Below are 15,783 nucleotides of genomic sequence, written 5' to 3' on the forward strand. Positions count from 1 at the left end.
CCTGGCGCCGCCGGGTCGCAATCAAAGGATCAGGTCGATGCAGACAAGCAGTCTGGCGGGGCGCTTCAAGGTCGGAACCCGCATTTATTTCGGTTTCCTCGTGGTGTTGCTGCTGCTGGCGGTGGTCGTCGCCATCGGCGTGCGGGGCCTCGGGGTGGCGCGGGACGGCTTCGAATCCTACGCGGCGGTGAGCAACCACTCGATCCAGGTCAGCGCCATCGACGGGCAGGTCGCCCAGATGCGCCGCCTCGTGGTCAACTTCAACAACTCCGGCGATCCGAAGGTGGCGGAGCAGGTGCGCGCCGTTCAGGCGACCCTCGCCAAGGACCTGCGGGGCGCCCTGGACGGGACGACCGGGGAGCGCCGCGTCCTGCTGGAGCGGATGAACCAGCTCTTCGCCGGCTACATGACCGATTTCAACGCGCTGGTGGAGCTCCGCCAGCGCCGTGACCGCCTCTACGCCGAGCAGCTCGTCCCGGCGGGGGAGAAGGCGCGGGAAACCGTGTCGCAGCTCGTCTCAACCCTGATCGCCGACGGCGAGCACGAGGCGGCGGCCGGCGCCGGCCTCGCGCAGGAGCAGCTTCTGCTGGCGCGCCTAACCGCCTCGCGCTTCTTCACCAGCCCGAACGAGGCGATCATCGCCGAGGTGTCGGCGCGCAACGACGCCTTCGGCGAGTCCATCCGCCGGCTGACCGAGCGGCTGGGCAACCCGGCGCGCCGGGCGACGGCGCAGTCCGCCGACCAGCTCTCCGACCGCTACGTCGCCCTGTTCCGCGAAACCGCCGCCGTGATGCTGGAGAACGCCAAGCTGATCGACGCGATGGCCGCGCGCGGGGCGGAGTTCGCCGACCTGTCCGACCGCACCGTCGCGCTTGAGACCAAGGACCGCGACGGCGTCAAGGCCGATACCGAAACCAGCCTGGACCGCACCCTGTCGGCCAACATGGCGATCGCCGGCGGCGCCTTCCTGTTCGGCCTGCTGCTGGCCTGGGCGGTGGCGCGGTCCATCGTGAAGCCGGTCGTTTCGATGACCGAGACGATGACGAACCTGGCCGGCGGCGACCTGACGGTGACCATCCCGGCGCTCGCCAACCGCGACGAGATCGGGCAGATGGCCCAGGCGGTCCAGGTGTTCAAGGAGAACGCCATCCAGAAGAAGGCGATGGACGAGGCCGAGCGCGAGCGTCTGGAGGCGGAACGCCGCGCCGACGAGGCGCAGCGCGCCCGCGAGACGGCGATCGGCGAGGAGATCGCCGCGCTGATCGACGGCGTGTCCAAGGGCGACCTGTCGCGCCGCCTCGACCTGACCGGCAAGGACGGCTTCTACAAGACCATGTCGGCGGGCATCAACCGCCTGACCGACACGGTGGAGGCGGTCATCGCCGACCTCGGCGCGGTGCTCAGCGCGCTCGCCCAGGGCGACCTCAACAAGCGGGTCGAGCGCGACTACCAGGGCGCCTTCCAGACGCTGAAGAGCGACGTCAACACCACCTCCGCCAAGCTGGGCGAGATCGTCGGCCAGATCCTGCGCGCCACCGACGCCATTTCCGGCGCCGCGTCCGAAGTCTCGCTGGGATCGAGCGATCTGGCCGAGCGGACGGAGCAGCAGGCGTCCTCGCTGGAGGAGACGGCGGCGAGCATGGAGGAGCTGGGCGCCACCGTGCGCTCCAACGCCGACAACGCCCAGCGCGCCAACGGCATGGCCTCCGACGCCCGCACCGCCGCGGAGTCCGGCGGGACGGTGGCGGATTCGGCCATCGAGGCGATGAAGCGCATCGAGGAGGCGAGCCGCAAGATCACCGACATCATCGGGGTGATCGACGAGATCGCCTTCCAGACCAACCTGCTGGCGCTGAACGCGGCGGTCGAGGCGGCGCGGGCCGGCGATGCGGGGCGCGGCTTCGCGGTGGTGGCCCAGGAGGTGCGCAATCTCGCCCAGCGCTCCGCTCAGGCGTCCAAGGAGATCAAGGGCCTGATCCTGGACAGCGACGCCCAGGTGAAGGACGGGGTGGAGCTGGTCAAGAAGGCCGGCGACGCGCTGGAGGGCATCGTGTCGGGCGTCCATCAGGTCGCCGGGCTGATCGCCGAGATGGCCTCCGCCTCCAGCGAGCAGGCGGCGGCGCTCGACGAGATCAACGCCACCGTCTCGCAGATGGACGAGATGACCCAGAAGAACGCCGCCCTGGTGGAGGAGACCACCGCGGCGGCCCAGTCGCTCGCCAACCAGGCGACCGACCTGCGGTCGCTGGTCAGCTTCTTCAAGCTGGACGCCTCGGCCTTCGCGGCGGCCCCCGCCGCGCATCATCACGGCGGAACGGGCCACGCCGCGGCGGCTCCGGCCCTGCGGCGCAGCATCGCCCCAACCAAGCCGGCGGTGCGCAAGGCGGCGGCTCCCGCCCGTTCGGCAGGGCCCAAGGCGGCGTCGGCCACCTTGCAGCGCGCCTCCGCCGATGAGGACGATTGGAAGGAGTTCTGAGGTCTCCACCGGCCACTCCTCGGCGGGGTGGCTTGAAAAACCGTGCGATGAAAATGGCGGCGCGGACGTTTGTCAGGGAAAGACACCTCACCGACCGGGAGTGACGATCCATGACCGCGCGCCGCCTTATCCCTCTGATTCTCGTGGGCGCCCTGTGGGCGGTTCCGGCGGGCGCCGCCGACACGCCGCCCCCGCCCGGCGCCGCCCCGCCGCCGGCCCAGCCGGGCGAACAGGCCCGGCAAGGGCTCGATCTGCTGATGAAGGCCCTGGAGGGCTGGGTGCGGCAGATGCCGATGTTCGCGGCTCCGGAAGTGACGCCGGAAGGCGACATCGTCATCCGCCGGCTCGACCGCAACCGTCCGGCGCCGTCCGAGCCCGCGCCGCAGAAACCCGAAACCAAGCCTGGGGCTGCGGCACCGGACGCCCCGACCGATCTGTGAGACGATCCCCCAAAGCCCGATACACCCCGTCACGCAGCGCCCCGGCGGGGATCGCAAGGCGCTGCGGAGCGCCCGAACAGGCTTAACGGTTCCTTAATTCATGGTTAAGAGTGGGTTAATGACCGTTTGCGGGCCGAACGGAGCCCGCATCGGCCCCGCTGCGTGACGCGCTGTATCGGCCTTTCCGTCCTTCCGGTCAGCCGGCGTGCCAGGGGCCGCCGGGACGGGCGAAACCCTCCACCTGATCGCGGAGCTTCTGGATCTGGGACGGGGTGAGCGTGAGGCCGAGTCGGGCGGCGAAGGCGGCGGCGAGGGCGCCGCGGGTCGGGCGCTCCCCCCGGTCGGCGAGGGACCGGTAGATCTCGAAGGCCGCGGCATAGCGCCGCAGAGCCTCCGGACGGCGGCGCAGTTGGGCGGCCTGCGCGGTGGCGGCGCCGTCCAGATGGGCTTCCAGGCGCCGGAGCGCGTCCGCCGCCGACAGGGCGGGCAGGGGGACGGGCGGGTCCGGTTCCCGCTCGGGCCTGCCGATGGCCGCCTTGGCGCGGTGCCGCCGCTGCCGCAGCCGGTCCTCGTTGCGCAGCCGCTCCGCATAGGCGGGGTCGCTGCGGCGCCGTTCGGTGCGCGCCCGGTTGGCGCGGGCGTTGCGCTCCTCGCGGTCCGCCTGGGCCAGCGGATCGCTGAGAAGGAAAGCCAGTTCCTCCGCGGTCAGGCGCAGGGCGCCGCCATCGTTTCCGGGAGCGTCGTCAGGGTCGTGTTCGGCAGTCATGCCGAAAGCAACGTTTCAGCGGCCGCCTTCGATCCATACCACCAAAGAAGGTCACAAAAGGTGGCGCGGGTCAGGCCGCATGCCGGGTTTCCCGGCGATCCGGGCAGGGGCCGGTTTCGACCTGCACCGTCGCGTGGCCGATGCCGAAACGCCCGCGCAGCGTGTCCACCAGATCGTGCAGCACCGCGTCCCGGTCGGTTCCCGGAGGCACCACGGCGTGCATGGTCAGCAGGCGGCGCTCCGCGGTCAGGGACCAGACATGGACGTGGTGGATGTCGGTCACCGCCGGCACCGCCTCGTGCAGGGTGCGGCGCAGGTCGTCCACGTCGATGCCCACGGGCGTGCCCTCCACCAGGATGTGGGCGCTCTGCCGCACCACCTCCCAGGCGCCGCGCAGGATCAGCAGGGCGACCACGACCGACAGGATCGGGTCGATGGGCGTCCAGCCGGTGAGCAGGATGACGCCCGCCGCCACAACCGCCGCCACCGAGCCCAGCAGGTCGCCCAGCACATGCAGGGCGGCGCCGCGGACGTTCAGGTTCTCGCGGTCGCCGCGGTGCAGGATGAAGAAGCCCGCGAGGTTGCCCAGCCCGCCCAGGACCGCCACGGCCATCATGGTGCCGCCCATGACCGGCTGCGGCTGCATCAGCCGCTGCGCCGCCTCCCACAGGATCCAGCCGGACAGCAGGAACAGGCTGAGGCCGTTGACAAAGGCGGCCAGCACCTGGAGCCGGTGATAGCCGAAGCTGCGCCGCCGGTCGGACGGTCGCCGCCCCAGCCGGAAGGCCAGCCACGCCAGCGCCAGGGCCGCCGCGTCGGTCAGCATGTGCCCGGCGTCGGCCAGCAGGGCCAGCGACCCCGACAGCAGGCCGCCCACCACCTCCACCACCATCAGGCTGGCGGTCATCAGCAGAACGAGCAGGATCCGCCGCTCGCTGTCCGCGGTCACCGCCGCGGCGTGGGAATGCCCGTGGTCATGTCCATGCCCATGCCCGCGGCCATGCCCGTGATGATGGTGATGATCGTGATGATGGGCGCCGTCGCCCTGCGGTCCTTGCGTCACTGGCCTGCCCCTTGCCGACATGCACGGAAACGGACGAGTCCGCACAGGATAGGACCGATGCCGCGCCGCCGTCACGGCGTTTCCGGTCACGGCGATTTCGCTGTCCATCGACACGGCGCCTCGTGCTAGAGAGTGCCCCCGACACGAGACCTCACTCAATTCACAGCAGACGGGACCCGGCCGGCCATGACCCCCAGGCAAGCCCTCCAGCAGCGCCTCGCCGCGCTGGACGCGCATCTCCGTGCGGAAAACCCGAACCTTCTCCCGGTCATTCCGACCTTCCGCAATTTCGACCGGGTTCTGGTCCGGCTGGGCCTGCTGGGGCCGCACGAGTCGCTGACCACGCGCATTCCCTGGTGGCCGATGATCGCGGTGCTGGGCACCTTCTCCGCGGGCAAGTCGACCTTCCTCAACGGCTATCTCGGCGCGCCGCTTCAGAACACCGGCAACCAGGCGGTGGACGACAAGTTCACGGTGATCTGCCACGGGCCGGAAACCCGGCGGGAGGCCCTGCCGGGCACCGCGCTGAACGCCGACCCGCGCTTTCCCTTCTACCGGATCGCCGACGAGATCGAGAAGGTGGCGGCGGGCGAGGGCAAGCGCATCGACAACTATCTGCAACTGAAGACGCTGTCCGGCGACCGGGCGCGCGGCAAGATCTTCATCGATTCGCCGGGTTTCGACGCCGACGACCAGCGCCGTTCCGTCCTGCGGCTGGTCGACCACATCGTCGAGCTGTCCGACCTCGTGCTGGTCTTCTTCGACGGGCGCCACCCGGAGCCGGGGGCGATGCAGGACACGCTGAAGCATCTGGTGTCGAAGACGGTGGACCGCGCCGACGCCCGCAAGGTCTGCTACATCCTGAACCAGATCGACACCACGGCGAAGGAAGACAATCTGGAGGCCGTGTTCGGCGCGTGGCAGCGCGCCATCGCCCAGGCCGGGCTGGTGTCGGGCCGCTTCTACGCGCTCTACGACAGCAAGTCGGCGGTGGCCATCGCCGACGACGCGGTGCGCGCCCGCTACGAGTCGCGGCGCGACGCCGACCTTGCCGAACTCCAGGTGCGCATCAACGAGGTGGAGGTCGCCCGCGCCTACCGCATCGTCGGCATGATCGACAGCCTGGTGAAGGAGTTGAAGGGCGAGATCGTGCCGCAGCTCGTCGCGGCGATGAAGCGCTGGCGCAAGCTGGTGCTGATCGGCGACGCCGTGTGGGCGGCGCTCCTGGCCGCTCTGTTCGGCGGCATCGCCAGCCTCGCCGGCGGGGACACGGTGTCGGCCTTCCTGTCCTGGCTGAGCCAGTCGCCGCCGGCCTGGGCCGGTGGCCTGCCGGTCGGGGTGCTGGTGGCGCTGGCGCTGCTGGCCGGCCTGTTCGGCGCCGGGCATTTCTGGCTGCGCTCCTTCCTGGCCCGCCGGGTCGCCCACAGCCTGCCGGAGCGTTTCGGCGACGTGGACCTGAACCTGCAGCAGGGCTTCCTGCGCAACACCCGCTTCTTCCGCTCGATCTTCCGCAAGAAGCCGGCGGGCTGGAGCGGCGGCGCCGAGAAGCGCATCTTCTCCATCCGCGAGGCGGTGGCGGAACATGTCCAGCGCATCAACGACCTGTTCACCGACCCCGCCGGGCGGCGCAACCGCGCCGCGGCGGAGTGAGCGGACGGCCGTAGGGCAGGGGGGAAACGGACGATGGCGGGCCGGCGGTGCCTTCTGGGCATGCTCCTGCTGCTGGCGGCACTCGGCACCGCCCGGGCGGCGCCGCTCGATTCCACCCTGCATCTCGTCACCGGCAACGACTTCGCGCCTTTCACCGGGGAAGAGCTGCCGCAGGGCGGCCTGCTGACCGAGATGGTGCGCCGCGCCTTCGGCGAGGTCGGGCTGCATTACGAGATCCGCTTCATGCCCTGGCGCCGCGGTTACGATGGGGTGCTGGCGGGCAAGTTCCTGGGAACCTTCCCCTATGTCCGCACGCGGGACCGCGAGATGGAGATGCTGTTCTCCGACCCGCTTCTGGAGGCGCGGCAGCTCGTCTATCTCTCCACCCACAGCAGCATGGCGTTCCGCGGGCCGGAGGATTTCCGGGGCCGGACGGTCTGCGCGCCGGTCGGCCACGCCCTGCCGCCGGAATTGGCGGAGCTTGCCGCGTCGGGCGCGCTGACGCGGGAAAGCCCGGCGGATTTGCCGGCCTGCGTGCGGATGGTCGCCTCGGGCCGGGTGGACGCCTTCGTCATCGACGAATTCACCGGGCAGAGCGCCATTGCCAAGGCGATGGCCGGCGACGGGATCCGCATCGCCCCCTTGCCCTACGCCCGCGCCGGGCAGCATCTGGTTCTTTCCCGCGCCACGCCGGAAGCGGCGGCGATCCTGGCGGCATTCAACGCTGGATTGAAGAAGCTGAAGGACGGTGGCGCAATGGAGGAAATCCTGCGCCGCCACCTGTCCGCGGCACCGTGAAGCGTTGCGCATCGAATGGGGCAGAACACGCCGAATGGGCGCGGCAACCGCTCCATGCGGCATTGCCAGCGCGACGCAAAGTGCTATAAACGCGCGGACTCGATCTTGGAAAAGGGGCGTGGCCCGTGGCCATCGACGCTTCCGTTCTGGTCCTGAACGGACCGAATCTGAACATGCTGGGCGTGCGCGAACCGCACATCTACGGCTCCATGACGCTCGACGATCTGGAAGGCGCGTGCCAGGAACGCGCCGAACAGCTCGGGCTGGCCATCGATTTCCGGCAGTCGAACCACGAGGGCGAACTCGTTTCCTGGATTCAGCAGGCGCGGACGGAGCATGACGGCATCGTCATCAACGCCGGCGCCTACAGCCACACCTCCGTCGCCATCATGGACGCGCTGATCCTGTCCGAGCTGCCGATCGTCGAGGTGCATCTCTCCAACATCTACAAGCGTGAGGCCATCCGCCACCACTCGCACATTTCCGCGGTGGCCAAGGGGATGATCTGCGGCTTCGGCCCGCACGGGTATCTGCTGGCGCTGGACGCCATGGCGAATATCCTCGAGCGCGACTAAGGAACACGGGAATTACGAACACCATGGCAAGCTTCGACATCGACGGCGATCTGGTCCGCAAGCTCGCGGATCTCCTGCGTGAGACGGGCTTGAGCGAGATCGAGTTTGCCGAGGGCGAGAAGCGGATCCGCGTCACCCGCCCGACCGCCGCCCAGACGGTGGCCGTGCACGCTCCGGTCGCCGCTCCCGCTCCCATCGCGGCTTCGGCCGCCGCCCCGGCCGGCAAGCCGGCCAGCCACCCCGGCGCCGTCACCTCGCCGATGGTCGGCACGGCCTATGCCGCGGCGGAGCCGGGCGGCACGCCCTTCGTGCGCGTCGGCGACACGGTGAAGGCCGGCCAGACCGTCCTCATCATCGAGGCGATGAAGGTCATGAACCCCATCAAGGCCCCGCGGGGCGGCACGGTTGTCGAGGTTCTGGTCTCCGACAGCCAGCCGGTGGAGTTCGGCGAAGTCCTTATGATCATCGAGTGAGCGGGGACCGTCCCTTGGCGATGTTCGAGAAGGTCCTGATCGCGAACCGCGGTGAGATTGCTCTGCGCATCCACCGCGCTTGCCGCGAAATGGGCATCCAGACCGTGGCGGTGCATTCCACCGCCGACGCCGACGCCATGCACGTCCGCCTCGCGGACGAAAGCGTGTGCATCGGCCCCGCGTCGGCCCGCGAAAGCTACCTGAACATTCCGGCGATCCTGTCGGCGGCGTCGATCACCGGGGCGGACGCGATCCATCCCGGCATCGGCTTCCTGTCGGAGAACGCCCAGTTCGCGGAGATGGTGGAGGAGCACGGCTTCACCTTCATCGGCCCGACCGCGGAGCACATCCGCATCATGGGCGACAAGGTCACCGCGAAGAAGACGGTGATGGAGCAGGGGCTGCCCGTGGTCCCCGGCTCCGACGGCCCGGTGCCGACGCTGGAGGAGGCGGAGAAGATCGGCCGCGAGACCGGCTATCCGATCCTCATCAAGGCGGCGGCGGGCGGTGGCGGCAAGGGCATGAAGGTCGCCCGCAACCCCGACCAGCTCAAGGAAGCCTACCAGCTCGCCCGCGGCGAGGCGCGCGCCGCCTTCGGCAACGACGAGGTCTACATCGAGAAGTATCTCGGCAAGCCCCGGCACATCGAGATCCAGCTTCTCGGCGACGAGCACGGCAACTGCGTGCATTTCGGCGAGCGTGACTGCTCCGTGCAGCGCCGCCACCAGAAGGTCATCGAGGAAGCCCCGTCGCCGGCCCTGAACGCCGAGCAGCGCGCCTTCATCGGCGAACTGGCGGCGAAGACGGCGGCGGCCATCGGCTACCGCGGCGTCGGCACGATGGAGTTCCTGTTCGAGGACGGGCAGTTCTACTTCATCGAGATGAACACCCGCCTCCAGGTCGAGCACACGATCACCGAGATGATCACCGGCGTCGATCTGGTGCGCGAGCAGATCCGCGTGGCGACCGGCGCCCCGCTCGGCTACGGGCAGGCGGACATCCGGTTCCAGGGCCACTCGATCGAATGCCGCGTGAATGCGGAGCATCCGGAAACCTTCATCCCCTCGCCGGGGAAGATCGACGGCTACCACGCGCCGGGCGGCCTGGGCGTGCGCGTCGACTCGGCGCTCTACGACGGCTACCGCATCCCGCCGCATTACGACAGCCTGATCGCCAAGCTGGTCGTCCACGGCACCACCCGCAACGAGTGCCTGATGAGGCTGCGCCGGACGATCGAGGAGTATGTGATCGGCGGCGTGGACACCACGCTGCCCCTGCACCAGCGCATCATCGCGCAGCAGGACTTCATCGACGGCAACTACGACATCCACTGGCTCGAACAGCTGATGGGCATGAAGAAGTAAGGCGTCGAACGGCTGGCCAAACGGCTGAATGAAGAGAGCCCTTCTTCCCGGCGGGGAAGAAGGGCTCTCTTCGTTTGCGCGGGTGTAGGATTCTCGCGGGTAACTGGGTCTTCACGGACTGCACGGATTTCACGGATTTCACGGATTTCACGGATTTCACGGATTTCACGGATTTCACGGATTTCACGGATTTCACGGATTTCACGGATTTTTTTCAATTCGTGCCCAGCGCGCGCTTGTTCGATCGGCAATGGCTGAGCAAGCCCAAAAAAAAATCCGTGAAATCCGTGCCTGAATCCGTGAAGACCCTGTTGTCACCCGAGAATTTTATCCCCCGTCACGGCGCCGCGGTCAGCATCGCGTCGCGGCGGCAGCGGTCCACCACCTTGGCGCCGCAGGGGATGAAGGCCAGCTCCTTGTTCAGGCACAGCCGCACCTCCGCCACGTCGCGCTTGGAGCAGACCAGCGCCACCGACTCCGGCTCCAGCCCTGGGTTGGCCTGGACAAACAGCCGCTCCACCTGGGTTGCCGGGATCGACAGGTCGGGCTTCGGTGCCTGGAGCGCCTCGGGGATCTTCACCTTGGCGAAAGCACCGCGGACCTGCGCGAAATAGTCGGAAACGGGCAGGCCGGTGCAGGTGCCGTGCTTGGTCCACTGGTGCACGATCAGCCCGACGCTGGGCATCACCGGCATGGTGGCATCCACGACGGCGCGGGGAACCGTGCGATCGCGCGTGCAGGTGGCCGGGTAGCCGCCGTTGGTGTATTGCGGCCACAGGCCGTGGACGATGAAGCCGAACTTGCGCTCCACCCCGCACTGGTCGGGATCGGCGTCGCCCTGATTCCTGGCGCAGTGGGTGGGCGACCAGGACAGGCTGAGCACATAATAATCGAAGGTGCCGGGCTCCGCCTTGCGCTGCGCCCATGACGTGCCGGTCATCAAGAGAAACGCAACCACCGCGACGGCGATGGCCGGCAATAGCTTCGTCATGCTGGATTTCCTTCTTTGGACGCGCTCATCCGTTGCATACCATGGTGGGAACCACCTGTCGCGCGGAAGTGGTGCGCTGAGATAACGTTGCGGGGGCGAGGGGTCAAACGGGTATAGTGGCCGCGATGATCGAGCTGTCCGCATCGCTGCTTCTGCGCGCCTACGCCGCCGGCATCTTTCCGATGGCGGAGAACGCCGACTCCGAAGAGCTGTACTGGTTCGATCCGGAGCGGCGCGGCGTCCTGCCGCTGTACGGCTTCCACGTCCCCCGCAAGCTGCGCAAGACCGTGCGGCGGGGTCTGTTCGACCTGCGCTTCGACACGGCCTTCCGCGCGGTGATCGAAGCCTGCGCGGAGCCGACTCCGGACCGCCCGAAGACCTGGATCAACGGCGACATCCTGCGGCTCTACACCGAACTGCACGAGCGCGGCTTCGCCCACAGCGTGGAATGCTGGTGCGGAAACCGGCTCGTCGGCGGTCTGTACGGGGTGGCGCTGGGCGGCGCCTTCTTCGGGGAGAGTATGTTCAGCCGCGCCACCGACGCCAGCAAGGTGGCGCTGGTGCATCTGGTCGCCCGGCTGCGGGCGGCGGGCTACACGCTGCTGGACGCGCAGTTCGTGACGGAGCATCTGAGCCAGTTCGGCGCCATGGAAATCCCACGCACCGAATACCGCCGCCGGCTGACCGCAGCGCTGGCGGTGCCGACGGACTTCGGCGGCGTGGACCAGGACAGGGCCATCGCGGTGCTTCTGGGGAAGGACTGAGGAACCGTCCGGTTCGCCTCAATTGCCTTCGCAGGACAGGACCCAGACGTCGTAGATCGGGTGCTCCATCGCCGACAGGGCGGGGCTGGAGGCGAACATCCAGCCGCTGAACACCGCTTCCGCCTGCTCGCCGGGCTTGTTCTCGATGACTTCGAGGAAGGCGGCGGCTTCCGGCGGCTCGATGGGCGGATTCTCCTTGCAGGCACGCAGCGTGATGCGCAGGCTGCCGAGCGCTTTGGTCTCTCCCACCGCGATGGTGAAGGTGGAGGTGCGGGCGGTGATCTTGTCCAACCCCTGAAGCTTCGCGGCGGGGCGGCTCACCATCTCCTCCGGCACCGGGGCGGCGGCGGCCTGGCCGGGCAGGCCCGGGGCCGCAAGCCCGAGCAGCGCCGCCGCCAGGGCCGCGCCGCAAACGCTTTTGCCGATGAGGGTCTTCAAGGTCGTCGTCACTGTCGTCACAGGGGATCGCTTCCGTGATGTCGAACGGCGTGGGCCGGAACCCGACAGCCTTCTATCCCGGAAGCGGCGCCCCGTCCACTGAATGCCCGCTTACTGGGTGACGACGCCACCGGACTTGGTGCCGCTTGACTTGCTGCCGGTGGACTTGGTGCTGGTGGATGGCCCGGCGGTGCCGTTCTTCTCCTCGACCTTCTGGGTGGCGGTGCCGGCCCCGGCGCCCGCGGCCCCGCCGACCACCGCGCCGACCGGCCCGCCGACCACGGCCCCCGCCGCAGCCCCGCCCAGCGCACCGCTGGCGGCCTTCTCCTCCGTGTTGACGCCGCAGGCGGCGGCGAGCAGGGCGAGGCCGAGAACCAGGAAACGCGCTTTCATCGCTGATCTCCTCCGTGATGGGATGGGTCTGCGGGAGGAAACGGCAGCGTGGCCGGGGCTGTTCCGAAGGCGAAGGGGAAAAGGGATGCCGAAACGAAAAAAGGGGCCGTGAGGCCCCTCCGTTCGCTCGGCGTCCTTGCCGCGGCGCTTACAGCTTGGGCGGCTCGCCACCCTCCTGGCCGGGCTTGCTCATGTTCTGCAGCGAGAAGATGACCTGACCCAGAAGCTGTTCGATGCCGGGGGTGCTCTGCGTGTACTCGACGCGGCCGTTCGGCTTGATCATGTCCGGCTCGCCGCCCGGCTCCAGCGACAGGAACTTGCCGCCCAGCAGGCTTTCGGAGGCGATGACCGCCGCGGTGTCCTTGGGCAATTGGATGTCCGGGTGGATCGACATGTGCACGACCGCCTGATAGCTCTTCGGGTCGAGCGTCAGTTCGGTGACCGACCCCACCTTCACGCCGCTGATCCGCACGTCCGCCCCGCTCTGCAGGCCGGAGATGCTGGAGAAGTTGGCGGTGATGGCATAGCCGTTCACCTTGCGCAGATCGGCGCTGGTGTAGGCGAAGGCCAGAAAAAAGCCGGCCACGGCGAGGACGACCCCGCCGAGCACGGTTTCGATCACATTGCGGCGCATGAATGATTCCTAAAGGACCGCGCGGGCGTCTCAGCCTGGAGTCCAGGGTTCGTAATCGCCGGTGGCGCGCACGCGCTGCCCGCCCGCATACTGGTGTCCGGGCGGACGATAAGCCCCGAGCGAGCCGGACAGGTTCGGCACATGCTCCTTCTGCCACGGCTTGTGGAAGGCGCTGTTGCCTTCGGGCAGCGGGGCCTTGGTGGTGTGATGCAGCCAGGCGTGCCATTCCGGCGGCACCTTGGAGGCGTCCGGCTCCCCGGCGTAGATCACCCAGCGGCGTTCCTTCACGGCGGCAATGGCGCTGGGGGAACGGTAGTAGGTGTTGCCGAAGCGGTCGGTGCCGACCTTGTTGCCCCGGCGCCAGGTGACAAACCGGATGTGGATGTTCGCCATCCAGGTGATCAGGGAGATCTTCTCGCTCATCGTCGCTCGCGGTCGGTAAGCCAATCGGCCCGTCAGGCTGGCCGGTTAAACGCGGGCGGCACTATGACACCCCCGGCCACGCTCGTCCACAGACTCTGCAACGTCTTTTCCCGCCTGACGGATTTGCCGTCAGGCGATGCGCCGGTCGGTCAGCAGCAGGCGCAGCGCGAATCCCAGGAACAGGACCCCCGCGACGCCGTCCAGAACGGCCCGGACCCGCGCGTTGGACAGCGCCCGCCGCGCCGCCCCGGCGCTGAGCGCCGCCACCCCCAGCAAATAGAGGCAGCCGATCCCGCCGAGGATCGAGCCCAGCAGGAAGATCTGCAGGGCGACATGGCCGAGCGCCGGTGCGACGAATTGCGGCACGAAGGCGAGGTAGAACAGGATGACCTTCGGATTCAGCAGGTTCGTCAGCAGCGCCTGGAGGAAGACGCGGTGCGCCGGGGCCGACTCGGGCTTGGCCGGGGCCGCGTCCTCGCCGCCGTCGCGGCCGCCGAAGCCGGTCCGCAGGGCGCTCCACAGCGCCCGCCCGCCGATCCAGGCCAGATAGGCGCCGCCCGCGTAGCGCAGCACGTCGAACAGGGCCGGCGAGGCGGCGACCAGGGCGGAGATGCCGGCGGCGGCCAGCAGCGCGTGGATCAGGTTGCCCAGCGTGATGCCGGCGGTGGCGACCACCCCGGCGTTGCGCCCGTCCATGACGCTGCGCGACAGGACCAGCAGCGAATCCGGCCCCGGCGCCACCGTCAACACCAGCGCCGCGACGAGGTAGAGCTGAAGCAGATGCGGGTCGAGGGGCATGATGTTCTCCGTCAGTCGGGCCAGCGCCGGTGCAGCCACAGCCATTCGGCAGGGCGTTCCCGAATCCATTGCTCCAACAGAGCGTTCAGGCGCTCCATCAAAATCCGCACATCAGCGTTGCGGTCGCCGGTGTCCGGCGGTTCGACCGGCGGCAGCACGGTGATGCGGAAGCGCGCGCCGTCCAGCCGCTCGGCCCGCGCGGGCACCAGCGGGATGCCCAGCCGCAGGGCGAGCTGCGCCGCCGCCGGGGCGGTCATGGCGTCGCGCCCGAAGAAGGGGACGGGGATGCCGTCGTTCATCTTCTGGTCGATCAGCATGCCGACATGCCCGCCCCTGGTCAGGACGCGCAGCAGCGTGCGCGCGCCCTCGGACCCCTTGGGGATCTGGGTGCCGGAGGCCGCCCCGCGCAGTTCGGTCAGCAGGCGCCCCACATAGGGGTTGTTGGGCGCGCGGTAGACCACGGCCAGTTCCGCCCCCATCTTGCGGGAACAGACGGACTGCACCTCCCAATTGGCGAAATGGCCGGACACCAGGATGCCGGCCTTGCCGTCGTCGCGCAGGGCGAGGATGTGCTCGCCCCCGATCACTTCGGTCCGCCCGCCGGGGCCGTAATCGCTGATCGCCTCCAGATGCGGGTATTCGGCGATGACGCGGCCCAGATTGTCCCACATGCCGAGGACGATGGCGTCGATCTCCGCGCGGGATTTCTCGGGGAAGGCGCGCTCCAGGTTGCGGCGTGCGGTGCGCGTGCCGGGCAGGCGCGGGCCGACGGTCCGCCCGATCCAGCCGCCCAGCGCCGAGGCGCGGTCGAGCGGCAGGGCACGGAACAGGCCGCAGAAGCCGTAGACGAGGACGGCCTCCAGCGGGTAGCCGACCCGGCGGGTCAGCCAGGTTGCCAGGGGGCCGCGCGGCTTAGCCATTCGGAACTCCAGTCGGAAGCCCAGTCAGAAGGGGGGTGAGCAGGCGGTCGAGCGCGGCGGGCTCGCGCCAGACGGCGCGCACCGGCACCACCCGGACCAGGGCGCGCAGGGCGCCGGGCAGGCGGACGGCGTCCTTCGCCGTGGTGACGGGCAGCGCGCCCAGAGCGGCGGCGCGGTCCACCAGGGCCATCACCTCCTCGGGGCGGTAGGGGTGGTGGTCGGCGAAGGGGACGCGCTCCACCACGCGGGCGTCCAGCGCCTCCAGCGTGGCGAAGAACTTCCCGGGGCGCCCGATGCCGGCGAAGGCCAGGACCCTTTGCCCGGCCAGCGCGCGGGTTTCCTCCGCCGGTTCCAGCCGGGCGTGCAGGACGGGCAGGGCGCCGGCCACCCGGCGCTCCACCCCGGCGCGGTCCTCGCCCACCACCACCACGGCCCCGGCGCGGGCCAGCCCGCGGGCCACCGGCTCGCGCAGGGGGCCCGCGGGGACGAGATGGCCGTTGCCGAAGCCCACCGCCCCGTCCACCACGATCAGCGACAGATCCTTGGCAAGGCCGGGATTTTGGAAACCGTCGTCCATCACCAGGACCGACGCCCTGTCCCGCACCGCCGCCCGCGCCCCGGCGGCGCGGTCGCGCGCCACCCAGCAAGGACCGTGGGCGGCCAGCAGCAGCGCCTCGTCGCCCACCGCGGCGGAATCATGGATGCCGGGATCGACGGACAGCGGGCCGCGCTCCCGCCCGCCATGGCCGCGGGTGAGGAAGGCGGGGGCGATGCCGCGGGCGCGCAGCGCCTCCGCGACGGCGATGCACACCGGCGT

The 15,783-nt window shown here is 69.5% G+C and carries 19 protein-coding genes; 8 read left to right on the plus strand and 11 right to left on the minus strand.

Annotated features, from left to right (window positions below; genetic code table 11):
• Positions 1 to 37 precede the first annotated feature (37 nt).
• Complete coding sequence (locus QSG27_RS02615; RefSeq protein WP_306703592.1) at positions 38 to 2,476, plus strand: methyl-accepting chemotaxis protein; 2,439 nt, start codon at positions 38 to 40, stop codon at positions 2,474 to 2,476.
• Positions 2,477 to 2,586: 110 nt separating this feature from the next.
• Complete coding sequence (locus QSG27_RS02620) at positions 2,587 to 2,916, plus strand: hypothetical protein (RefSeq protein ID WP_306703593.1); 330 nt, start codon at positions 2,587 to 2,589, stop codon at positions 2,914 to 2,916.
• Positions 2,917 to 3,112: 196 nt separating this feature from the next.
• On the opposite strand, the gene QSG27_RS02625 is transcribed toward QSG27_RS02620, so the two are convergent.
• Both QSG27_RS02625 and QSG27_RS02630 read right to left on the minus strand, forming a co-directional pair.
• A complete protein-coding gene (locus QSG27_RS02625) occupies positions 3,113 to 3,682 on the minus strand; it encodes a hypothetical protein (protein ID WP_306703594.1) in 570 nt (189 codons plus the stop codon).
• Between the two features lie 70 nt (positions 3,683 to 3,752).
• Complete coding sequence (locus tag QSG27_RS02630) at positions 3,753 to 4,745, minus strand: cation diffusion facilitator family transporter (protein WP_306703595.1); 993 nt, start codon at positions 4,743 to 4,745, stop codon at positions 3,753 to 3,755.
• A 186-nt stretch (positions 4,746 to 4,931) separates the two neighbouring features.
• Here QSG27_RS02630 and QSG27_RS02635 point away from each other — a divergent pair, with 186 nt between their 5' ends.
• The 5 genes from QSG27_RS02635 (at position 4,932) to accC (ending at position 9,605) form a co-directional block, all read left to right on the plus strand.
• Positions 4,932 to 6,395, plus strand: a complete 1,464-nt coding sequence (locus QSG27_RS02635; RefSeq protein ID WP_306703596.1) for a dynamin family protein — start codon at positions 4,932 to 4,934, stop codon at positions 6,393 to 6,395.
• Positions 6,396 to 6,428: 33 nt separating this feature from the next.
• Positions 6,429 to 7,193 (plus strand): substrate-binding periplasmic protein, encoded by a 765-nt coding sequence (locus tag QSG27_RS02640; RefSeq protein ID WP_306703597.1) that lies wholly within the window; start codon positions 6,429 to 6,431, stop codon positions 7,191 to 7,193.
• 125 nt (positions 7,194 to 7,318) lie between these two features.
• Positions 7,319 to 7,768 carry a type II 3-dehydroquinate dehydratase gene (gene aroQ / locus QSG27_RS02645; RefSeq protein WP_014241158.1) on the plus strand — a complete coding sequence of 150 codons (450 nt, stop codon included), beginning with the start codon at positions 7,319 to 7,321 and terminating at the stop codon, positions 7,766 to 7,768.
• Between the two features lie 23 nt (positions 7,769 to 7,791).
• Positions 7,792 to 8,241 carry an acetyl-CoA carboxylase biotin carboxyl carrier protein gene (accB, locus tag QSG27_RS02650; RefSeq protein WP_306703598.1) on the plus strand — a complete coding sequence of 150 codons (450 nt, stop codon included), beginning with the start codon at positions 7,792 to 7,794 and terminating at the stop codon, positions 8,239 to 8,241.
• A 20-nt stretch (positions 8,242 to 8,261) separates the two neighbouring features.
• Positions 8,262 to 9,605 carry an acetyl-CoA carboxylase biotin carboxylase subunit gene (gene accC / locus QSG27_RS02655; RefSeq protein WP_306703599.1) on the plus strand — a complete coding sequence of 448 codons (1,344 nt, stop codon included), beginning with the start codon at positions 8,262 to 8,264 and terminating at the stop codon, positions 9,603 to 9,605.
• Here the strand turns inward: accC and QSG27_RS02660 are convergent.
• A complete protein-coding gene (locus QSG27_RS02660; RefSeq protein ID WP_306703600.1) occupies positions 9,560 to 9,856 on the minus strand; it encodes a hypothetical protein in 297 nt (98 codons plus the stop codon). The genes accC and QSG27_RS02660 overlap by 46 nt on opposite strands.
• 86 nt (positions 9,857 to 9,942) lie before the next feature.
• A complete protein-coding gene (locus QSG27_RS02665) occupies positions 9,943 to 10,596 on the minus strand; it encodes a ribonuclease T2 (protein WP_306703601.1) in 654 nt (217 codons plus the stop codon).
• A 125-nt stretch (positions 10,597 to 10,721) separates the two neighbouring features.
• Here QSG27_RS02665 and aat point away from each other — a divergent pair, with 125 nt between their 5' ends.
• The gene (aat, locus tag QSG27_RS02670) at positions 10,722 to 11,360 is read left to right on the plus strand and encodes a leucyl/phenylalanyl-tRNA--protein transferase (protein WP_306703602.1); all 639 of its coding nucleotides are present in this window, start codon (positions 10,722 to 10,724) and stop codon (positions 11,358 to 11,360) included.
• 18 nt (positions 11,361 to 11,378) lie between these two features.
• Here the strand turns inward: aat and QSG27_RS02675 are convergent, their stop codons facing one another.
• The 7 genes from QSG27_RS02675 to lpxK form a co-directional block, all read right to left on the minus strand.
• A complete protein-coding gene (locus tag QSG27_RS02675) occupies positions 11,379 to 11,819 on the minus strand; it encodes a DUF2155 domain-containing protein (RefSeq protein WP_306703603.1) in 441 nt (146 codons plus the stop codon).
• Between the two features lie 90 nt (positions 11,820 to 11,909).
• Positions 11,910 to 12,191, minus strand: coding sequence for a hypothetical protein (locus QSG27_RS02680; protein WP_306703604.1), 282 nt, complete (start codon positions 12,189 to 12,191; stop codon positions 11,910 to 11,912).
• Positions 12,192 to 12,339: 148 nt separating this feature from the next.
• Positions 12,340 to 12,825 (minus strand): outer membrane lipid asymmetry maintenance protein MlaD, encoded by a 486-nt coding sequence (gene mlaD / locus QSG27_RS02685; RefSeq protein ID WP_306703605.1) that lies wholly within the window; start codon positions 12,823 to 12,825, stop codon positions 12,340 to 12,342.
• Positions 12,826 to 12,855: 30 nt separating this feature from the next.
• Positions 12,856 to 13,248: an NADH:ubiquinone oxidoreductase subunit NDUFA12 gene (locus QSG27_RS02690; RefSeq protein ID WP_306703606.1), complete on the minus strand. Its 393-nt coding sequence runs from the start codon at positions 13,246 to 13,248 to the stop codon at positions 12,856 to 12,858.
• Between the two features lie 129 nt (positions 13,249 to 13,377).
• Positions 13,378 to 14,046 carry a LysE family translocator gene (locus tag QSG27_RS02695; protein ID WP_306703607.1) on the minus strand — a complete coding sequence of 223 codons (669 nt, stop codon included), beginning with the start codon at positions 14,044 to 14,046 and terminating at the stop codon, positions 13,378 to 13,380.
• A gap of 11 nt (positions 14,047 to 14,057) precedes the next feature.
• On the minus strand, positions 14,058 to 14,966 hold the full coding sequence (locus QSG27_RS02700) for a lipid A biosynthesis lauroyl acyltransferase (protein ID WP_306703608.1): 909 nt from the start codon (positions 14,964 to 14,966) through the stop codon (positions 14,058 to 14,060).
• On the minus strand, positions 14,959 to 15,783 hold an 825-nt coding region (lpxK, locus tag QSG27_RS02705), incomplete at its 5' end, for a tetraacyldisaccharide 4'-kinase (protein WP_306703609.1). The genes QSG27_RS02700 and lpxK, both read right to left, overlap by 8 nt.

This window comes from Azospirillum isscasi (assembly GCF_030849505.1).
Taxonomy (GTDB): domain Bacteria; phylum Pseudomonadota; class Alphaproteobacteria; order Azospirillales; family Azospirillaceae; genus Azospirillum; species Azospirillum isscasi.